17 protein-coding genes are annotated in these 18,989 nt (G+C 72.1%); 10 read left to right on the top strand and 7 right to left on the bottom strand.

The window, feature by feature from the left end; genetic code table 11:
• The first annotated feature begins 61 nt into the window (after positions 1-61).
• Positions 62-1,090, top strand: a complete 1,029-nt coding sequence (locus BN3788_RS04055; RefSeq protein ID WP_066582550.1) for a zinc-dependent alcohol dehydrogenase — start codon at positions 62-64, stop codon at positions 1,088-1,090.
• Positions 1,091-1,182: 92 nt separating this feature from the next.
• On the opposite strand, the gene BN3788_RS04050 is transcribed toward BN3788_RS04055, so the two are convergent.
• Positions 1,183-1,521 carry a DUF5808 domain-containing protein gene (locus BN3788_RS04050; RefSeq protein WP_234346473.1) on the bottom strand — a complete coding sequence of 113 codons (339 nt, stop codon included), beginning with the start codon at positions 1,519-1,521 and terminating at the stop codon, positions 1,183-1,185.
• A gap of 351 nt (positions 1,522-1,872) precedes the next feature.
• Between BN3788_RS04050 and BN3788_RS04045 the strand changes: the two genes are divergently transcribed.
• The 5 genes from BN3788_RS04045 to rlmC all read left to right on the top strand — a co-directional run bounded on the left by BN3788_RS04045 (position 1,873) and on the right by rlmC (position 7,110).
• The gene (locus tag BN3788_RS04045; protein ID WP_066582548.1) at positions 1,873-2,685 is read left to right on the top strand and encodes an SDR family NAD(P)-dependent oxidoreductase; all 813 of its coding nucleotides are present in this window, start codon (positions 1,873-1,875) and stop codon (positions 2,683-2,685) included.
• An 89-nt stretch (positions 2,686-2,774) separates the two neighbouring features.
• Positions 2,775-3,479 carry a uridine kinase family protein gene (locus tag BN3788_RS04040; protein ID WP_187138355.1) on the top strand — a complete coding sequence of 235 codons (705 nt, stop codon included), beginning with the start codon at positions 2,775-2,777 and terminating at the stop codon, positions 3,477-3,479.
• A gap of 62 nt (positions 3,480-3,541) precedes the next feature.
• Positions 3,542-5,233, top strand: a complete 1,692-nt coding sequence (locus BN3788_RS04035; protein ID WP_066582547.1) for a long-chain-fatty-acid--CoA ligase — start codon at positions 3,542-3,544, stop codon at positions 5,231-5,233.
• A gap of 7 nt (positions 5,234-5,240) precedes the next feature.
• Positions 5,241-5,975 (top strand): SprT-like domain-containing protein, encoded by a 735-nt coding sequence (locus tag BN3788_RS04030; RefSeq protein WP_066582546.1) that lies wholly within the window; start codon positions 5,241-5,243, stop codon positions 5,973-5,975.
• Between the two features lie 10 nt (positions 5,976-5,985).
• A complete protein-coding gene (rlmC, locus tag BN3788_RS04025) occupies positions 5,986-7,110 on the top strand; it encodes a 23S rRNA (uracil(747)-C(5))-methyltransferase RlmC (protein ID WP_066582545.1) in 1,125 nt (374 codons plus the stop codon).
• A 7-nt stretch (positions 7,111-7,117) separates the two neighbouring features.
• Here the strand turns inward: rlmC and BN3788_RS04020 are convergent, their stop codons facing one another.
• The 3 genes from BN3788_RS04020 to BN3788_RS04010 form a co-directional block, all read right to left on the bottom strand.
• Complete coding sequence (locus BN3788_RS04020) at positions 7,118-7,384, bottom strand: metal-sensitive transcriptional regulator (protein ID WP_066582544.1); 267 nt, start codon at positions 7,382-7,384, stop codon at positions 7,118-7,120.
• Between the two features lie 226 nt (positions 7,385-7,610).
• Complete coding sequence (locus BN3788_RS04015; protein ID WP_082812557.1) at positions 7,611-9,374, bottom strand: FAD-dependent oxidoreductase; 1,764 nt, start codon at positions 9,372-9,374, stop codon at positions 7,611-7,613.
• A 31-nt stretch (positions 9,375-9,405) separates the two neighbouring features.
• Positions 9,406-10,071, bottom strand: coding sequence for a hypothetical protein (locus tag BN3788_RS04010; protein ID WP_066582543.1), 666 nt, complete (start codon positions 10,069-10,071; stop codon positions 9,406-9,408).
• A gap of 206 nt (positions 10,072-10,277) precedes the next feature.
• Between BN3788_RS04010 and BN3788_RS04005 the strand changes: the two genes are divergently transcribed.
• Complete coding sequence (locus BN3788_RS04005) at positions 10,278-13,100, top strand: cation-translocating P-type ATPase (RefSeq protein ID WP_082812556.1); 2,823 nt, start codon at positions 10,278-10,280, stop codon at positions 13,098-13,100.
• Here BN3788_RS04005 and BN3788_RS04000 read toward each other — a convergent pair.
• Together BN3788_RS04000 and BN3788_RS03995 are read right to left on the bottom strand one after the other, a co-directional pair.
• Complete coding sequence (locus BN3788_RS04000; protein ID WP_147525046.1) at positions 13,081-14,766, bottom strand: family 10 glycosylhydrolase; 1,686 nt, start codon at positions 14,764-14,766, stop codon at positions 13,081-13,083. The genes BN3788_RS04005 and BN3788_RS04000 overlap by 20 nt on opposite strands.
• Positions 14,767-14,937: 171 nt before the next feature.
• Positions 14,938-15,771: an alpha/beta fold hydrolase gene (locus tag BN3788_RS03995; protein ID WP_066582541.1), complete on the bottom strand. Its 834-nt coding sequence runs from the start codon at positions 15,769-15,771 to the stop codon at positions 14,938-14,940.
• A gap of 94 nt (positions 15,772-15,865) precedes the next feature.
• Here BN3788_RS03995 and BN3788_RS03990 point away from each other — a divergent pair, with 94 nt between their 5' ends.
• The gene (locus BN3788_RS03990) at positions 15,866-16,441 is read left to right on the top strand and encodes a TetR/AcrR family transcriptional regulator (protein ID WP_066582540.1); all 576 of its coding nucleotides are present in this window, start codon (positions 15,866-15,868) and stop codon (positions 16,439-16,441) included.
• Complete coding sequence (locus BN3788_RS03985; protein ID WP_066582539.1) at positions 16,434-17,339, top strand: LLM class flavin-dependent oxidoreductase; 906 nt, start codon at positions 16,434-16,436, stop codon at positions 17,337-17,339. The genes BN3788_RS03990 and BN3788_RS03985 overlap by 8 nt, the downstream gene beginning before the upstream one ends.
• A 110-nt stretch (positions 17,340-17,449) precedes the next feature.
• On the opposite strand, the gene BN3788_RS03980 is transcribed toward BN3788_RS03985, so the two are convergent.
• Positions 17,450-18,133, bottom strand: a complete 684-nt coding sequence (locus BN3788_RS03980; RefSeq protein WP_066582800.1) for an HAD-IA family hydrolase — start codon at positions 18,131-18,133, stop codon at positions 17,450-17,452.
• Between the two features lie 255 nt (positions 18,134-18,388).
• On the opposite strand from BN3788_RS03980, the gene BN3788_RS03975 reads away from it, so the two are divergent.
• On the top strand, positions 18,389-18,772 hold the full coding sequence (locus BN3788_RS03975) for a hypothetical protein (RefSeq protein ID WP_147525045.1): 384 nt from the start codon (positions 18,389-18,391) through the stop codon (positions 18,770-18,772).
• Positions 18,773-18,989: the final 217 nt, after the last annotated feature.

Below are 18,989 nucleotides of genomic sequence, written 5' to 3'. Positions count from 1 at the left end.
TCGTCCACCGGCGCCTGCCCGCAATGTCGCGGGGTCGCACATTGGCGCAAAGGAGCAGTCGATGAAGGCAGCGTTCGTGACCGGTCCGAACACCCTCGAGATCCGGGAGGTCCCCGATCCTGTCCCGGGCGACCGCGACATCGTCGTGAAGATGCGCGCCTGCGGCATCTGCGGCTCGGACACGTCCTACTACGTGATGGGCGCCCTGCCCGGCTATCCGGCCATGCCCGGCGGACTGCCGATCGGGCATGAGCCGACGGGTGTGGTCTCGGCGGTCGGCAAGGACGTGACCGGGTTGGCCGAGGGCGACGCGGTCTTCATCAACCCGATGGCGGCGCCGAGCGGCGTGATCGGCAACGGCGGCCGCCTCGGCGCGCTAGCGGAGTATCTGCTAGTCGAGGACTGCGAGGTGGGCGTCAGCGTCAAGAAGATCCGCGACGACATCCCGTTCGAGGTGACGGCGCTCAACGAGCCGATGGCCGTCGCGCTGCACGCGGTCAACCGGGGCGAGCCGATGCCCACCGACAAGGTGGTGATCTTCGGCGCCGGCCCGATCGGCCTGGGCGCGCTGATCTGGCTGAAACTGCGCGGCGTCGACCACGTGGTGGTGGCCGATGTCCAGCAGGACCGGCTCGACCTGGCGAAGCGCATGGGCGCCGACGCGGTGCTCGACTCCAGCGGCAGCCCCGAGGAGGTCACCGCCCGGCTGATGGAGCTCCACGGCTCGGCGGCCAACGGCATCGGGCTGCCGCGCGCGGGGACGGACCTGTACATCGACGTGGCGGGCGCCCAGGCGTCCTTCGACGCGATCGTGGCGTCGGCCAAGACGCGGGCCCGGGTCTCGACGGCGGGTGTGTACAAGCACGCGCTCTCCCTGGACATGAGCATGGCGCTCATGGCGGAGCTCGACCTGCGGTGGGCGATGGGCTACCCGACGGAGATCTTCGACGTGACCGACCAGCTGGCGGAGCACTGGGAGCAGTTCGCCCCGATGATCAGCCACCGGATCCCGTTCGCGGACCTGCAGAAGGGCTTCGACCTGCTGACCACGCCGAGCGGCGCGGTGAAGGTGTCGATCCTGTTCGACTGAGCGGTGCAGTGGCTGAGCGGTGCGGTGACTGAGCGGTGCGGTGACCGGGCCTGGCGACGCGAGACGGCGTCGTCAGGCCCGGCGCCGGCCGGTCAGCTGGGGGAGGCCCGTCGGCGGACGAGGGCGACCAGCCGGCCGAAGTTGAGCGTCCAGCCGACGCCGAACACCTCCGGCTTCACCACTTGGGCGTCATCCGGCGACCACATCCGCTCGCGGATCCGGTCGACGGTGGGCCTGCGGAAGTCGTAGGGGACGAACCTGGCGACGTTGCCGTGCCACGTCCTCTGCTCTTTCGGTGTGCGGAGCTCCTTGACGATGGCGGCGATGGTCAGCGCGATCACGATCAGCCGGACCACCTTCGCCAGGCCGCCGGGGTCCTTCTTCTTGTGCGGGCCGTCGTGCGAGCCCATGGCCTGGTGATGCGAACCCACGATGGCCTCCTCATCCGGTGACAGTGCATCCATGCTCCACCTGGCAGGGCTCGGTGGCCAGGGACCACTGTCGCGAGGCGGTAACCTGGTCTCGCTGCGATCGCCGCAAGGCTGATCGCGCACTCGAAGGCCGTCATCCCTCTCGCCGGGGGTGGCGGTCCTTCTTGTTTTCCGGCTGTGCCGAGCCGCGACTGAGGTCGAGTCGGCGCCACCGTGGCGGACCTCGGTCCTGGTGCGGGCTGTATGCCTCCCCACCTGCGACGTCGCGCAGGCTGACGTCGGGCCGTAGGTCCTGTTGAGCCGGTGGTCCCCGGGTTTAACCTTGCGGTGACTCCACAGGAGGTGTCCCCAATGAAGGTGACAGACAAGACCATCGCCGTGACCGGCGGCGGCAACGGAATCGGCCGGGAGTTGGTCCTGGGCCTCCTTGAGCGCGGAGCGCGCGTGGCGGCGCTCGACATCAGCGAAGACGGCCTGAAGGCCACGCTGGACCGCGCGGGCAGCCGATCGGACAGGCTCTCGACGCACGTCGTGGACATCACCGACCGCGCGGCGGTCGAGGCGTTGCCCGCGGCGATCATCGCGGAGCACGGCCAGGTGGACGGGCTGATCAACTGCGCTGGTGTGATCCAGCCGTTCGTGCCGCTGATCGACCTCGACTACCCGGACATCGAGCGCGTCATGGCCATCAACTTCTGGGGCCTGATGCACACGACCAAGGCGTTCCTGCCGTATCTGGTCGCCAGGCCGAGCGCGCACATCGTCAACGTCTCCAGCATGGGCGGGTTCATCCCCGTGCCCGGGCAGACCGTGTACGGCGCGTCGAAGGCGGCCGTGAAGCTGCTCACGGAGGGGCTGCATTCCGAGCTCGCCGAGACGCCGGTGTCTGTGACCGTGGTGTTCCCGGGCGCGATCCACACAGAGATCACCAAGAACTCGGGCGTCGAGATGCACGGGAAGCCCGACGCGGCCACGGCAGACCAGTCGAAGCACAAGATGACCTCGGCCCCCGACGCGGCGCGCATCATCCTCGACGGGATGGAGCGCGACGCCTACCGGGTCACCGTCGGGAAGGACGCCACGATGCTGGACCGGCTGGCGCGGCTGTCGCCCCGGCGGTCCGCGGCGCTCATCCAGAAGAAGATGAAGGACCTGCTCGACTGACGGACATCCGGCCCCGGCTAGGCCCCACCCCACCTCCAGCCGGGGCCGGTTTCACACCGCGCTTCCCCGTCGGGCGGCATGCTGTGGGCGTGCCCCTGACCCTGACCCCGCACGCGGGCGAGCCCGTCGCCGCGCCCTGGACCGCCGCCTCGACCGACGACCTGCTGCGCCTGCTCGGCGCCACTCAGGGCGCCACCGCTGGCAGGCCGAGGATCATCGCCGTCGACGGCCGCAGCGCCGGCGGCAAGACGACCCTCGCGGCACGCATGAACGCCGCCGTCCCCGCCTCGGCGATCGTCCACACCGACGATGTGGCCTGGAACGAGTCGTTCTTCGGCTGGGCGCCGCTGCTCGCCAGCGGGGTGCTCGAGCCGCTGCGCCGCGGGCTCGCCGTCTCCTTCCAGCCGCCCGCCTGGCCGGCGCATGGGCGCGAGGGCGCCATCGAGGTCCCCGCCGGGCTCGACCTCGTGATCGTCGAGGGCGTCGGCGCCAGCCAGCGCGCGCTCACCGATCTGTTGGACGCGGCCGTGTGGGTGCAGTCCGACGCCGCCGAGGCGGAGCGCCGGGGCATCGCCCGCGACATCGCGCAGGGTGTGAACGGCGACGAGGCGGCCAGCGTCGAGTTCTGGCACGGGTGGATGGCCCAGGAGCTGCCGTTCCTCGCCGACGACCGGCCGTGGGAGCGGGCCGACGTGATCGTCTGCGGCACACCGGGCCTGGTGACGGGCGTGGACGCGGCATCCACTGGGCACGAGGTCCTGCTCGTCGTGCCCACGCCACGTGATCGCGGGTGATGTGGCGCAGTCGAGCCCCGAGTTGCGCACGAGCGCCCAGCGCGGCGCGAGACAATGGCCGCATGTCGACGACTGACCAGCAGCACCCCTGGGTGAAGAACTACCAGCCGGGCGTGCCGGCTGAGATCGACCTGCCCACCGAGTCCCTCGTGGCGTTGTTCGAGCGCTCGGTGGCCGAGGGCGGGAGCCATCCGGCGTTGGAGTTCTTCGGTCGTCGCACCACGTACACCGAGCTCGGCGACCAGGTCGCACGGGCGGCGGAGGGGCTGCGCCGGCTCGGAGTCAGGGCAGGGGACCGGGTGGCGTTGGCGCTGCCGAACTGCCCGCAGCACGTGATCGCGTTCTACGCGGTGCTCCGGCTGGGCGCCATCGCTGTGGAGCACAACCCGCTCTACACGTCCCGCGAGCTGCGGCACCTCTTCGAGGACCACCAGGCCCGGGTGGTGATCGCCTGGGACAAGGCAGTCCCCGCGATCCAGGCGTTCCCGGCCGATGTGGAGATCGATCACATCGTCTCGGTGAACCTGCTCAAGGCGTTCCCGACGGTCAAGCGCCTGGCCCTGGGCCTGCCGGTGAAGAAGCTGCGCGCGACGCGCGACGCGCTGACGGCCCCCGCGCCGGGGACCATCCCGTGGGAGAAGCTGCTCTCCGCCGATCCGATCGACGGCGCGCACCCGCGCCCGTCCGTGGAGGACCTGGCCGCGATCCAGTACACGTCGGGCACCACGGGCCTGCCCAAGGGCGCGATGCTCACGCACTTCAACCTGTACTCCAACGCGCTCCAGGGCGAGGCGTGGATGCACGGCGCGGAGCTCCGCAAGGAGATCTTCTACGCGATCCTGCCGATGTTCCACGCGTTCGGGATGACGCTCTACCTGACGTACGGCATCCGCAAGCAGGCCCTGATCGTGCTGTTCCCGAAGTTCGACCCGGACCTCATCCTCGACGCGATGAAGAAGTCTCCGGCGACGGTGTACTGCGCGGTGCCGCCCATCTACGAGCGGACGGCACTGGCCGCGAAGGAGAAGGGCGTCTCGCTGCGCTCGTGCAAGTACTGCATCTCGGGCGCGATGAACCTGCCGCCGCACGTCGTGGAGCTGTGGGAGTCGGTGTCGGGCGGCCTGCTGGTCGAGGGCTACGGCATGACGGAGTCCTCGCCGGTGGCCCTGGGCAACCCGTTCCACCCGACGCGTCGCACGGGCACCATCGGGGTGCCGTTCCCGTCGACGTCGATGCGCGTGGTCGACGTGAACGACCCGACTGTCGACGTGGCGCAGGGGGAGCCGGGCGAGCTGCTGCTGCAGGGGCCGCAGGTGTTCCAGGGCTACTGGAACAACCCGGAGGAGACGGCGAAGACCCTGCTGCCCGGCGGGTGGCTGCGCACGGGCGACATCGTCACGGTGGACGAGGACGGCTTCACGACGATCGTGGACCGCGCCAAGGAGATCATCATCACGGGCGGCTTCAACGTCTCCCCGTCGGAGGTGGAGGCCGTGCTGCGGCTGCACCCGGACGTCGCGGACGTCGCGGTGATCGGCAAGCCGCTCGAGCGGGGCGGTGAGATGGTCGTCGCGGCCGTGGAGCTGGAGCCGGGCGTCGCGCTCGACGAGGAGGCGCTGCGGGCGTTCTGCCGTGAGCGGCTGGCCGCCTACAAGGTGCCGCGACGCGTGGTGCAGATCCAGGACACGCCCCGTTCGATGCTCGGCAAGGTGCTCCGCAAGCAGGTGCGCGAGCAGGTCATCCCGACGCTCTGAGGGCGGGGTGGACGTGGTGGAGGCCCAGCGCATGGCGCGGGGCCTGATGGCGGAGCACGGCCTGAAGCGCTGGACCCTGGTGCTCGACCGGGCCAAGACGCGGGCCGGGGTGTGCCGGGCGGGGCGGCGTGAGATCGGGCTGTCGCGTGAGCTGACGGCGCTGCACTCGGCGGAGCAGGTCCGCGACACGGTGCTGCATGAGATCGCCCACGCGCTCGTGGGGCCAGGGCACGGGCATGACGCGGTGTGGCGGGCGACGGCTGTGCGGGTCGGCGGCAGCGGCGAGCGGTGTGTGCCGTCCGACGCCCCGAAGGTCGAGGGGCCGTGGGTGGGGGTGTGCCCGGCCGGGCATCGCATGAGCGTGCACCGGCGGCCGGTGCGGGTGCGGCCCTGCCCGACGTGCTCGCCGACGCTGGACCTGGACGCGTTGTACACGTGGACGCTGCGGGGCCAGCCGGCGCCGATGCACCCGGCGTACGTGGCGGAGTTGGCGCATGTCCGGGCCGCGGCGCGCAGCGCTGCTGGCGGGCTGACGGGCATGCCGGGCGCCACGGCCGACCTGGCGCCGGGGGAGAGGGTGCGGCTGCTCGGCGGCGGCAAGTACGCGGGCCTGGTCGGGGTGATCGAGAAGCGTGGGCGCACCCGGTACGCCGTGCGGACGCCGCGGGGCGTGGTGAGCGCCCCGTTCACGCTCGTCGGGCGGCTGGCGGAGCCGTCCAGGGCTCCCGGGTCGGTCACGTAGGCTCGCGCCCATGCACTGCTCGTACTTCGCCGCAGCGCAGTGCCGCTCCTGCACGTTGATGGGGCAGCCGTACGCCGAGCAGCTCGCGGGCAAGCAGCGCCACGCCGACCTCGCCCTCGGGCGCCCCGAGGGCCTGCAGTGGCTGCCCCCGGTCTCCAGCCCCGAGTCGGGCTTCCGCAACAAGGCGAAGCTGGTGGTGGGCGGCGACGCGCACGATCCGACGCTGGGCATCCTCGACGCCGACGGGCGCGGGGTGGACCTGCGCCTCTGCGGGCTGTACACCCCGGGACTGCGGGCGGCGTTCCCGGTGCTGGCCGAGTTCGTGGCGCGCGCCGGCATCGCGCCGTACAGCGTGCCCCAGCGCACCGGCGAGCTGAAGTACCTGCTGGTCACCGAGTCGCCCGACGGCGAGCTCATGCTGCGGCTGGTGCTGCGCTCGCAGGAGTCGGTCGCCCGGATCCGCAAGCACCTGCCGTGGTTGCAGTCGGCCTTGCCGCGGCTGGCGGTCGTGTCCGTGAACCTGCACCCCGAGCACAAGGCGACGGTCGAGGGTGAGCGGGAGATCGTGCTCACCGAGCAGCAGACGCTGCGGATGCGCCTGGGCGGCGTCGACCTGCACCTGCGCCCGCAGAGCTTCTTCCAGACGAACACCGACGTCGCCGCGGCGCTCTACCGTCAGGCCGCCGCGTGGGTGGCCGAGAAGTCGCCCGCCTCGGTGTGGGACTTGTACTGCGGGGTCGGCGGGTTCGCGCTGCACGTCGCCGAGCCCGAGCGCGAGGTGGTGGGCATCGAGACCAGCGTGGAGGCAGTGGCGAGCGCGCGGCTCAGCGCGCAGGAGGCCGGCCTGGACCGGGTGACGTTCCAGGCCGGCGACGCGACGGCGTTCGCGCTCGCGGCGGAGCGGGCGCCCGACCTGGTCGTGGTGAACCCGCCCCGGCGCGGGCTCGGCGAGGACCTCAGCCGCTGGCTCGAGGAGTCCTCGGCGCAGCACGTCGTGTACTCGAGCTGCCATGCGGGGTCGCTGGCCCGCGACCTCGCGTTGATGCCGTCGCTGCGCCCACGCCAGGCGCAGGTGCTCGACATGTTCCCGCAGACGGCGCACTACGAGGTGCTGACCCTGCTCGAACGGGTCTAGGGCGGGGTCAGGCCAGCGAGAGGAAGAGCTTCTCCAGCTTCTGCACGTCTAGCGTCTGCTCGCCCTCGTCGGTCTTCGTCATGCACTGCCGCATGCCCGAGGCGATGATCGCGAATCCGGCGCGGTCCAGGGCGCGGGACACGGCGGAGAGCTGGGTGACGACGTCCTCGCAGTCCCGGCCCTCGTCGAGCATCCGCACCACGGCGTTGAGCTGCCCCTGGGCGCGCTTGAGCCGGTTGCTGACCTTGGCCATCTCGTCCCTGTCGAGCTCCATGGCGGTTCCTCCTCGGTGACTGCTGGGCACGATACCCCGGTGGGTACCGGCGGGGGTGTCGCTCAGCGACGGCACGCGCACCGCTGATCGGGCGTGACCTGGGACATCACGTCGTCGACATGCAGGCCGCAGCCGTCCCACGTCGTCTTGCCGCAGGTGGCGCAGGGGACGGGGAAGCACATGGGGAACTCCTTCGGTGGTGCGGATGGGGGAGGTGTGGGGAAGGTCAGCGACGCACGGCGCCGCCGGCGGCCTGCCAGGGGGTGGCGCGGCGGACAGCGTCGAGGGTGAGCCAGCCGCCTGACAGGTTGCGGGCGTCCACGCCATGCGCCAGCAGGATGCGGGTGGCCAGGTAGGAGCGGACGCCGCTCGCGCAGTGCACCTTCACCGGGCGGCCGTCGGCGGCCGCGAGCACCTCGTCCAGGCGTGCGCGCAACTCGGTGTGCGGGATGTTCAGCGCGCCGTCCAGATGGCCGGCCGCGAACTCCGCGGCGGAGCGCACGTCCAGCACCAGGCTGGTGCGCAGCGCCTCGTCGAGGTCCCAGGCCTGCCACTGCGGCATGGCGCCGCTCAGCACGTTCTGCGCCACGAATCCCAGCATGTTCACGGGGTCCTTGGCGGAGCCGTACGGCGGGGCGTAGGCGAGCTCGAGCTCGGCCAGGTCGTCTGCGGTCATCTCGGCGCGCAGCGCGGTGGCGAGCACGTCGATGCGCTTGTCCACCCCGGACCGGCCCACGGCCTGGGCGCCCAGCAGGCGGCCGTCGGGCGCGAACGAGGCCGTCAGGTGCATCGTCTCGGCGCCGGGGTAGTAGCCGGCGTGGTGCGCGGGGTGCAGGTGCACCACCTCATGCGCGATGCCCGCCTGGCGCAGCGTGGCCTGGCTGGCGCCGGTGACGGCCGCGGTGAGCCCGAAGACCCGCACGATGGCGGTCCCGAGGACTGCCGCCTGGGGGGTGGTGCGGCGCCCGGTGATGGAGTCGGCGGCGCGGCGGCCCTGGCGGTTGGCGGGGCCGGCCAGCGGGACGGGCCCGACGGCGCCGGTGACGGCGTGCACCACCTCGACCGCGTCGCCCACGGCCCAGATATGCGGGTCGGAGGTGCGCTGGTCCGCGTCGACTGTGATGGCGCCGGTGGGGCCGGTGTCGAGGCCCGCCTCACGGGCGAGGTCGCCGGCGGGGCGCACCCCGACGTTCACCACGACGAGGTCGGCGGCGAGCCGCGTGCCGTCGGACAGGGCCACGGTGACGCGGTGGCCGTCGGCGGCGGGATGGACCGACTGGGCCGAGACGCCGAGGTGCAGGCTGACGCCGTGATCGGCGAGCTCGTCGGCCAGCAGCGGCGCGAGCTCGGCGTCGAGCGGGGGCAGCACGTGGTGGGCCAGTTCCACCAGGTCGACGCGCACCCCTCGTGCGGTGAGCGCCTCCACCGCCTCGAGGCCGATGAACCCGGCGCCCACCACGACGGCGCGCGGGGTGGCGCCTGGCGCCTGCGCGGCGGTGATCCGATCGACCTCGGCGCGCAGCGCGTCGACGTCCGGGATCGTCCGCAGGGTGTGCACGGCGGGGTGGTCGAGGCCGTCGATCGGGGGCCGCACGGCGACGCCGCCCGGCGCGAGCAGCAGCGCGTCGTAGCCGAGCTGGTGCTCGCCGTGCGGGTCGCGGACGGTGACGGTGCGGGCCGCCGGGTCCACCGAGACGGCCTCGTGACGGGTCCGCACGTCGAGGGCGAGGGCGTCGGCGAGCGACTGGGGCGTGTGCAGCAGCAGGTCGTCGCGGCGCTCGATCTCGCCGGACAGGTGGTACGGCAGGCCGCAGTTCGCGAACGACACGTGCTCAGACTTCTCGAGCACGATGATCTCGGCGCGCTCGTCGTTGCGACGGGCGCGCGCGGCGGCGCTCATGCCGCCGGCGACGCCGCCGACGATGACGATCCGGCGGGCGGCGCCGCCGTCGGGGACGGGGTTGGAGCGGGGGGTCAGGTGCTGGTCCACACCCCGACTATATACCCCCGGGGGTATCAACTCAGCGGCTGAAGCCGAACCGGTCCACCCTGCGGTGGAACCGCATGCCTCCCATGCCGCCCAGCACCGAGCCCACCAGGCTCGCCACCGCGATCACGACCAGCGCGACCACCCCCGCGAACGTGAGGGAACCCTCGTCCAGTGGCACCGTGGGAACGCCGTTCAGCTCCGCCAGCACGTTGTAGCGGGCGCCGGCGATCGCTGTGAGGACGGCCACCGCCACCGACAGCACCACGGCCCACAGCCACACGGCGACGCCCTGCCGCGCGCCGTTGAAGCGCGCCATCCGCCCGGCCACATACCCGCCGCAGTAGTAGGCCACCAGGACGACCAGCAACAGGAGGATGCCGGAGACGATCCCGACGGTCGTCGGATCGGCGGCGGCCTGGTCCGTCGCCGCGTCGATGTCGGTGTTGCTGGCCGCGCCGATCGCGATGCCCACAGCCGCCACGATGGCGGTCAGCAGCACGACCGTGCCCGTCGCGGTGAGCCATCCGAAGAATGCGGAGCCCACCTTGACGCCGCCGAACCGCTCCCGCTCGCGCTCCACCACCGCGTCGCCGATGCGCGCCGCGCTGGAGCCGTCGCCGATGCGCGCCGCGCTGGAGCCGTGGGGCTCTGGCCGGTAGGCGGGGGGCTGGTCGTGGGGGTCCATCGGGGTGCTCATCAGCCGGCCTCCTCAGGAGTGCGGGAGCCGAGGCCGCCGGGACAACCGCAGGGTCCGAGGCCGCGCTCTCGGCTCGTCCACCCCGGTCCGAATGGACCTCACCACGCTACGCCCCGCGAGTGCGCGCGGCGACCGGTGGCCGGGCCGTCCTCCCGCGGCGCGGCGCCGGGTCCGCGTGCGACGAGGCGCGATGCGAGGATGGGCAGATGCCCGAGGCAGACCCCATCGCCACAGCCGACACGACGTCAGGGGACGCCCGTTCGTGGCACGTCCTGACGATCGACGAGGCCAAGACCGCGCTCGCCGTCGATCCCCGACGAGGCCTGGACGGCCCTGAGATCGCCCGACGGCTGGCGGACGTCGGCCCCAACCAGCTCGAGCAGGCGCCCCCGACGCCGGCGTGGCGCAAGGTCCTGGCCCTCCTGGTCGAGCCGATGACGCTCGTGCTGCTGGCCGCGGCGGTGGTCAGCGCGGTGGTGTCCCGTGAGCTCGAGACGCCCATCGTCATCCTCGTGGTGGTCGTCTTCAACGCGATCCTCAACCTGGTCCAGGAGCGCCGGGCCGAGAACAGCCTCCGCGCGCTGCAGGACATGACCGTCACGCGCGCGACAGTGCGCCGGGACGGGCGGGTCGAGCAGGTCGAGGCCGACGGGCTCGTGCCCGGGGACGTCGTGCTGCTGGAGCCGGGCGATGTCGTCCCGGCTGACGGGCGGCTGATCGAGGCGGCGGGCCTGGAGGTGCAGGAGTCGGCCCTCACCGGGGAGTCGGCGCCGGTCAGCAAGGACGTGTCCGCGCTGGGCGACCCTGCCGCGAGCCTCGGCGACCGCACCGACATGGCCTACATGAGCACCGCCGTCACCCGTGGGCGCGGCGCGCTGCTCGTCACGGCCACCGGCATGCGCACCGAGATCGGCCGCGTCGCGGGGCTGCTCAGCTCGGCCGGGCGGGAGACCACGCCGCTGCAACGGCAGATCGCCCAGCTCGCGACGTTCCTCAGCGTCATCGCCGGCGTCGTCATCGTCATCGTCTTCGCGCTCGGCCTGCTGCGGGGCGGGGCGCCCGCCGACCTGTTCCTGACGGCTGTGGCGCTGGCCGTCGCGACGATCCCCGAGGGGCTGACGGCCGTCGTCACCTTCACCCTCGCGATGGGCGCGGGGCGGCTCGCGCGGCAGGGCGCGATCCTCAAGCGGCTGTCCTCCGTGGAGACGCTCGGCTCGACCCAGCACATCGCGACCGACAAGACCGGCACGCTGACCCTCAACCAGATGACGGCCCGTGAGCTGTTCGCCGGGCAGCGGCTCTTCGAGGTGACGGGGGAGGGCTATTCCACCGACGGTGCGCTCGAGGTGACGGGCGAGGGCCCCGCGCCGGACGTGCGCCGCGCGCTGCTGGGCATGGCCCTGGCGAGCGAGGCGGTGCTGCGTGACGGCGAGCTGGTGGGCGACCCCACCGAGGGCGCCCTCGTGGTGCTCGCCGCCAAGGGCGGGCTCGACGTGGACGCCGCGCGCCGCGCCTGGCCCCGGGTCGCGGAGATCCCGTTCGACTCCGACCGCAAGTACATGGCGACGTTCCACCCGTGGGCGGCCGTGCGCGGCGAGGCCCCCGCAGACGCCGAGGCCCAGGCGACCCTGGCCGCCTGGGCAGAAGGGCTGGTCCCGGGCGAGAGCGGAGCGCGGCTGTTCGTCAAGGGAGGCCCGGACGTGGTGCTGGCCCGCTGCGCGTGGCTGGACACCCCGACGGGGAAGGTCCCGCTCGACGAGGCGCAGCGTGAGCGCCTCGCCGCCCTGACCGAGCAGATCGGCTCCCGCGGGCTGCGCGGCATGGCCGTCGCGGCAGGGGACGTGCCCGCCTCGGAGATCGACCCCGAGGCCATCGGCTCGCTCGACGTCGAGGACCTCGCCCGCCATGTCGACGGGCTGACGCTGCTGGCCCTCGTCGGGATCGTCGACCCGCCGCGCCCCGAGGCGCGCGCGGCGATCGCGGAGGCCCGCGAGGCCGGCATCAGCGTGCACATGATCACCGGCGACCACGTCGGCACCGCCTCGGCGATCGCCCGCGACCTGGGCATCGAGGGCGAGGCGGTCTCCGGGGCGGTGCTCGACGACCTCGACGACACCCAGCTCGCCGAGCGCGCCCGCGGCTTCGGCGTCATCGCCCGGGTGAGCCCCGAGCACAAGATCCGCCTGGTCGACGGGCTGCGCGCCGACGGCTCGGTGGTGGCCATGACCGGGGACGGCGTGAACGACGCCCCCGCGCTCAAGCAGGCCGACATCGGCATCGCGATGGGGATCACCGGCACCGAGGTCTCCAAGGGCGCGGCGTCGATGATCCTCACCGACGACAACTTCGCGACCATCGTCGCCGCCGTGCGCGAGGGGCGCGGGATCTACGACAACGTCGTGAAGTTCGTGCGCTTCCAGATCGCCACGTCGTGGGGCTTCGTGCTGATCTTCCTCGTGGCGGGCGCCATCGGGATCGCGGGAGGGGCGCCGTTCACCGCGCTGCAGGTGCTGTGGGTCAACATCATCATGGACGGCCCGCCCGCGATGGCGCTGGGCCTGGACCGGCCCGACCCCGGGGTGATGCGCCGCCCACCACGGGCGGTGGGCGAGCGCATCCTCACCGGGCCGCGCATCCTGCGCATCACGCTGTCCGCGCTCGTGATGGCGATCGGCGCCCTCGCGGTGCTGGAGCTGGCGCCCGGCCCCGAGCCCCAGGCCGATGTCGCCACCACCGCGGGCACCCTCGCCTTCACCACGTTCGTGTTCTCGCAGGTGTTCAACCTGCTGAACGTGCGCAGCCGCGAGGCCAGCGTCTTCACCCGCGCCACGTTCACCAACCGCGCGCTGTGGCTGGCGCTGGCGGCGATCGTGGTGCTGCAGGTGCTGGTCGTGCAGACGCCCGCGCTGCAGGGCTTCTTCACCACCACCGCGCTGACCGGTGGCCAGTGGCTCGTCGCGGTGGCGGTGGCGTCAGCCGTGCTGTGGGTGGAGGAGGCGCGGAAGGCCGTCAGTCGCCTGCGGCATTGAGCCGCACCTCGGCGACTTCGCCCTTCTGGACGTGGACCGTCGCGTCGGACCCGCCCGCATGCACCTCATACGTGCCGGGCTCGAGCTCCGTGGCGCCGAACCAGCCCGTGGCGTCGGTGCGGGCCACGACCTGCTCGCCCGATCCGTCGGTGCGCTGCAGCACGACGTCCACCGGCCCGCCGTCCTGCAGGTCGACGGTCCCGGACACGAGGCCCGTGGACGGGTCGGTCTTCCACGTCATCTCGGGCACTGTGGGGTTGTCCGCGAACACCCCGGAGCGCAGCGCGCTGGTCAGCGCGGCGCGCTCGGCGCGGTCCACGGCCACGTCGCTCGAGTCGGCGGCGGTGTCGGTCGCGTTGGCGTAGCTGTAGCCGTTCCAGCCCAGCCCCAGGTCGTCGACGCGCTGCGCCTGGGCCACGTTCTCGGCGACGTCGTTCAGGTACAGCCCGGGCCCGGCGACGACGTGCCGGCCAGCCTGGTACTCCACCAGCGCGGCGTTCCACTCGTCGAAGCGGCGCAGCGAGTTGGCGCTGGAGTGGCTCTTGTAGTTCATCGTCATGACGGTGTCGACGATGCCGTCCTCCAGCCAGCCCTTCCAGTCCTGCAGCACGCCGAGGTACGGCTGCGTGGACTCCCAGGCGCCCACGGTGATCGGCCCGTCGCCGTAGGTGACGGTGTTCACGCTGAGCCGGTCGGTCGGGTCGTTCTGGTACAGGCCGAGGTAGACCTTGCGCACCATGTTGGTGACCTGGTCGCGCCGCCAGTCGCTGAACTGCTGGTCGTTCGGCGCGGGCACGTCGGTGCGGCCGGTCTCAGCCGCGAAGCGCGCCAGCGACGTCTCCGAGTAGCCCCAGTCGTTCGCGTTGCTGTTCGCGGAGTCGTCCGGGTAGCGGATGTAGTCGAGGTTCACGCCGTCGATGTCGTAGTTCTCCGCGATGGAGACGACGCCGTCGACGAGGTAGTCCACGGCCGCCGGGTTGGCGGGGTCGACGTACGACATGGTGCCGATCTTCTCGACGCCGTCGTTGCGCTTGTTCAGCCACCGGTCGGAGCCCGAGGCCGAGAAGCCGTTCGTGTTGTAGACGTGGTCAGCGGACTCGGGCGGGGTGCTGCGGCTCCACATGGTGGTGGCGTTCACCCACGCGTGCACCTCGAGGCCCGCGGCGTGGGCCTGGTCCACGACCTCCTCGAGCGGGTCGTACCCGGGGTCGAGGTCGGCGTCGGTGCGGGGGAGCGTCGAGTCGTCGCAGAAGCAGTCGTACCAGCGGGCCACCTGCACGACGAGGGCGTTGGCGCCCACGGCCTGCGCGTCGGCGACCATCTGGCGCACCTCGTCCGGGGTGGAGATGCCCTCGTTGAAGCTGTCCACCCAGTACCCGCGCCACTGCTCGTCCTGCGACTGCCCGTCCTGGGGCGCGGCGGCGCCCTCCGACGCGTCGCCCTCGGTGGACGCCTCAGGCTGCGCCGACGACGCGTCGGGGGACGCGTCATCGGAGGTGGTGTCATCGGCTCCGGCGTCGGTGGGGGCCGTCGTGCGGGATGCGGCCCCGGCCCCGGAGGCCTGGCGGAGTCGTTCGGCGGCGGCGCCGTCGAAGCCCACCACCCATCCGAACAGGATGGCGAGACAGCCGAGCACGGCTGTCAGGAACGTCAGTCGTCGAGTCACGTGCTTCCCCCTTCTGGATCGGCGACCAGCGTGAGTCGTTTTCCTGGGAGGCGGTGTGTCGCGCGGGCGCGGGGCGGCCGACGCGCGACGGGGCACGCACGACGACCACCGGCCGCGGCTGCGGTGCGGTGGTCGCCGTGCGCTCATGGCCGGGCAGGGCCCGGCCTCCTGCTACTTGGCGAGGAACGCGAGGAGCGCCTCGTTGACCTCGGCGCCGTGGGTCCACAGCAGGCCGTGCGGCGCGCCCTCGATCTCCACGTAGTCGGCTGCCGGGAGCGACTTGGCGAACAGCCGGCCAGTGGCGTCGATCGGCAGGATGCGGTCGGCGGTGCCGTGCACGATCAGCGCCGGGACGTCGATCTTGGCGACGTCGCCACGGAAGTCCGTGAGCCACGTCGGGTGCGCGGCGACTGAGGCGTGCGGGCTCGCGGTGGACGCGACGTCCCAGCTCGCGCGCAGCGCCTCTTCGCTCAGGCGGTTGCCCAGGAACTCGTCGGTGTTGAAGAAGTTGGTGAAGAACTCGGTGAAGAACGCGTACCGGTCCGCCTTGACGGCGGCGAGGAGGCCGTCGAAGACCTCCTGCGGGACGCCTGTGGGGTTGTCAGGGGTCTGGAGCAGGAAGGGCTCGAGCGAGCCGAGGAACGCCGCCTTGGCGATCCGCTCTGAGCCGTAGGAGCCCAGGTAGCGGCCGACCTCGCCGGTGCCCATCGAGAAGCCGACGAGCACGGCGTCGCGGAGGTCCAGGGTCTCGAGCAGGGTGTTCAGGTCAGCGGCGAACGTGTCGTAGTCGTAGCCCTCGGTGGGGCGGCTCGAGCGGCCGAAGCCGCGGCGGTCGTAGGTGATGACGCGGTAGCCGGCGTCGAGCAGGGCGGCGGTCTGCTTCTCCCAGGAGTCGCCGTTGAGCGGGTAGCCGTGGATCAGCACGACCGGCTGGCCTGCGCCGTGGTCCTCGTAGTACAGGTCGATGCTCGTGCTGTTCTCGGTTCCGACAGTGATGTAGCCCATGGACCCCTGCTCTCTGGGACTGAGAGAACGATCGTTCTCTGCTGTGGTCACCACCGTAGAGAACGCACGTTCTCTTGGCAAGTACTATGGCGTGATGAACGAGCAAGAGACCCGTGCCCGAGTCGTGGAGGCCGCTGACCGCCTCTACTACGCGCGCGGCATCCAAGCTGTGGGCATGGACGAGCTGCGCACCGCCGCCGGCGTGTCCCTCAAGGCGCTGTACGCGCTGTTCCCCTCGAAGTCGGACATCGTCCTGGCCGTGCTCCAACGCCGCCATCGGCTCTGGTCCGACGGCGTCGAGGGCAGGGTGGGCCAGGAGGTCGGCCCGCGTGCGCGGCTGCTGGCGGTCTTCGACTACCTCGCGGACTGGTTCGCCGACGACGGGTTCCGCGGCTGCGGCTTCATCAACACCTTCGCCGAGCTGGGCGGCACCTCCGTGGTCGTCGCCGCGGAGACCCGCGCCCACAAGCAGTCGTTCCAGGAGTACGTCGCCCGGCTGGTCGCCGACGCCGGTGGCACGCCCGAGCTCGCCGCGCAGCTCGCGATCCTCGCCGAGGGCGCGCAGACCACCGCCGCGATCGCCGGCGCCCCCGACGCGGCCGCGCAGGCCCGCCGGGCAGCCGAGGTGCTGATCGACGTCGCGGCGATGAAGGAGCAGGCGCATGCCTGACTACGGCCACGACCTCCTGTTCGGCTCCTTCCTCACCCCGGTCAACGCCGACCCCCAGCAGGCGGTGGTGCTGGCCCAGGAGTCGGAGCGCGCCGGCCTGGACCTCGCGACGTTCCAGGACCACCCGTACCAGCCGGCGTTCCTCGACACCTGGACGCTGATGTCCTACGTCGCGGCCCGCACCCAGCGCATCCACCTGGCCGGCAACGTGCTCAACCTCCCGCTGCGGCAGCCCGCGGTGCTAGCCCGCTCCGTCGCGAGCCTCGACCTGCTCAGCGGTGGGCGTGTCGAGCTCGGGCTGGGCGCCGGGGCGTTCTGGGACGCCATCGAGGCCATGGGCGGCCAGCGGCTCAGCCCCGGCGAGGCCGTCGGCGCCCTGAGCGAGGCCCTCGACGTGATCCGCGGCGTCTGGGACGCGGGCGACCGATCCCGGCTGCGGGTCGACGGCTCCCACCACCATGTCGACGGCGCGAAGCGGGGGCCGGCGCCCGCGCACCGCATCGACATCTGGCTCGGCGCCCTCAAGCCGCGCATGCTGCGCCTGACCGGGCGCAAGGCCGACGGGTGGCTGCCGTCGATGGGCCGCATCGCGCCCGCGGAGATCGCCGCCGCGAACGCGACGATCGACGAGGCGGCGCTCGCGGCCGGCCGGGAGCCCGTCGCGGTGCGGCGCCTGGTGAACATCAGTGGCACGTTCGGAGCCGAGGGAGAGGGGCCGCTGTCCGGGCCGCCGGAGCGGTGGGTCGAGCACCTGGCCGCCCTCACCCTTGAGCACGGGTTCAGCGCGTACATCCTGCAGAGCGACGACCCGGCCGCACTTGCGCGGTTCGGCCAGGAGGTGGCGCCGGCGCTGCGCGAGCTCGTCGCGGCCGAGCGCGGCGCACGGCCGACGTCCTAGTACGCCAGAGATGCTGGCTGCGCCACACGCCTCGACCGTGACGGCGTGATCTGTAGCGCGAGGATGCTCGTGGTCGGATGACCGGCGCCTCTGCCACGTGGACATGTCCGTCAAGCGCTGTGTCCCCGACCCGGGTCTCGGAGGCGGCTGTAGTCGATCGTGACGACGAGTCCACTGTCCCCCGGTTCGATGGACAGAGCGGTCAAGTCGTCGACGACGGCATCAGCTGACTCAAGGTCGGCGACCTGGTGCGATGTGGCAACGGCGAGCGTCCACGCGCCGGCCGCGCGTCCGGCGCGGATCCCTGCTGGCGCGTCCTCGATGACGAGACTTCGGTGGACCTCCACGCCCAGGGCGGCGGCCGCCTTCAGGTAGCCCTCCGGGTCAGGCTTTCCCGCGCTGACGTCCTCGGCGGCGATGAGCACGTCGGGCGCCGGCAGCCCGGCAGCGGCGAGGCGTGCGCGCATCAGTTGCTGGGAGCCCGAGGTGACGGCGGCCCATCGATCTGAGGGCAGCTGCGGCAGGAGAGCGCCGCTGCCGGGCAACGCCATGACGTCGTCCAGGTCTGCCAGTTCCAGCTGCTCCAGTTCGGCCACGGCGGCTGCCTGTTCGGCGGCGGGCAGGAACAACGAGACAGTGTCCTCGGTCCGTCGTCCGTGGCAGACGCTGAGGAGCTCCGCCACGTTCACGTCACGGCGGGACGCCCAAGTCCTCCAGGTCCGCTCCACCACGGGGGTGGAGTCGACCAGGGTCCCGTCGATGTCGAAGAGCACAGCCTCGAACTCGAGTCGCATGAGCGGCATGGTAGGCCGCAGACGCAGGGGAGCGAGTGCGCGCATCGAGCCCAGCGGCGCCTCCGTTGGCTCCGACGAGACCGTGGAGGCTCGGCCACAGTCGTTCGCCGTCCCCCAGCGCGGACGTGGCGGACACCGTGCCCGGCACCACGGACAAACGGAGACGGCATCGGTTGTGAGAGCCGTCCCTGAGCCCGCCGCCCGGGTTCATGGCGTGTGGGCGTGTTCGGGGCGACTCGCGCCTATTCTCACGCCATGAGCAGAGCCGGGCGAAGCCGCCGCCAGCGCGGTGATGTGGTCGGGAGGTTGCTCTTCCCGTGGCGACTGCTGAGGGCCGTCCGGCACGACGCGCCGGTGCTCTGGACGGCGGAGGGCGTTGCCGCGGGTGAGCCGAGCGAGGGCGCCGCTCTGCCGCTGCACGAGGGCAGCGTGGTCAAGCTCGGATTCGAGCGGGTGTGGCCCAGTGCGGTGGAGCGGTTGTGGGTGCGCGTCGTGGAGGTCGGCGAGGAGGCCGACGAGGGCTGGCTCGTGGGGCGGGTGGACTGCGAGCCGTACCGACTGCGGCGGCCGCGGTTCGGCGACGAGGTCCGATTCACACGGGCGCATGTGGTCGAGCCGGGTGCGCGCGAGCTCTCCTGACGATGAGGGCCTGGTCATCGGCCCTGCGCACTGATAGGACATAGAGGGCATCCAGGTCGCCGATGGCGTCGACTGCGTGAGAGCGGACGAAGTGGTCGCGCTACCAGGGTGTTACCGGGCGGTATCGCTCCAATAACGATTACGACGAAGCGTCATCAATGCGACAGCAGGACCGTAATGTCCACTCGTTGAGCGAGAGCGGCCACCCCGGCTCCCG

This window comes from Cellulomonas timonensis (assembly GCF_900046455.1).
Taxonomy (GTDB): Bacteria; Actinomycetota; Actinomycetes; order Actinomycetales; family Cellulomonadaceae; genus Cellulomonas_A; species Cellulomonas_A timonensis.
This window is presented reverse-complemented; position numbering and strand designations above follow the sequence as displayed.

Excerpts from the sequence above, each read along its gene's own strand:
- BN3788_RS04055 (WP_066582550.1), top strand. The coding sequence starts at position 62 with ATGAAGGCAGCGTTCGTGACCGGTCCGAACACCCTCGAGATCCGGGAG.
- BN3788_RS04045 (WP_066582548.1), top strand. The coding sequence starts at position 1,873 with ATGAAGGTGACAGACAAGACCATCGCCGTGACCGGCGGCGGCAACGGA.
- BN3788_RS04035 (WP_066582547.1), top strand. The coding sequence starts at position 3,542 with ATGTCGACGACTGACCAGCAGCACCCCTGGGTGAAGAACTACCAGCCG.
- rlmC (WP_066582545.1), top strand. The coding sequence starts at position 5,986 with ATGCACTGCTCGTACTTCGCCGCAGCGCAGTGCCGCTCCTGCACGTTG.
- BN3788_RS04020 (WP_066582544.1), bottom strand. The coding sequence starts at position 7,384 with ATGGAGCTCGACAGGGACGAGATGGCCAAGGTCAGCAACCGGCTCAAG.
- BN3788_RS04010 (WP_066582543.1), bottom strand. The coding sequence starts at position 10,071 with ATGAGCACCCCGATGGACCCCCACGACCAGCCCCCCGCCTACCGGCCA.
- BN3788_RS04005 (WP_082812556.1), top strand. The coding sequence starts at position 10,278 with ATGCCCGAGGCAGACCCCATCGCCACAGCCGACACGACGTCAGGGGAC.
- BN3788_RS03995 (WP_066582541.1), bottom strand. The coding sequence starts at position 15,771 with ATGGGCTACATCACTGTCGGAACCGAGAACAGCACGAGCATCGACCTG.
- BN3788_RS03990 (WP_066582540.1), top strand. The coding sequence starts at position 15,866 with ATGAACGAGCAAGAGACCCGTGCCCGAGTCGTGGAGGCCGCTGACCGC.
- BN3788_RS03985 (WP_066582539.1), top strand. The coding sequence starts at position 16,434 with ATGCCTGACTACGGCCACGACCTCCTGTTCGGCTCCTTCCTCACCCCG.
- BN3788_RS03980 (WP_066582800.1), bottom strand. The coding sequence starts at position 18,133 with ATGCGACTCGAGTTCGAGGCTGTGCTCTTCGACATCGACGGGACCCTG.
- BN3788_RS03975 (WP_147525045.1), top strand. The coding sequence starts at position 18,389 with ATGAGCAGAGCCGGGCGAAGCCGCCGCCAGCGCGGTGATGTGGTCGGG.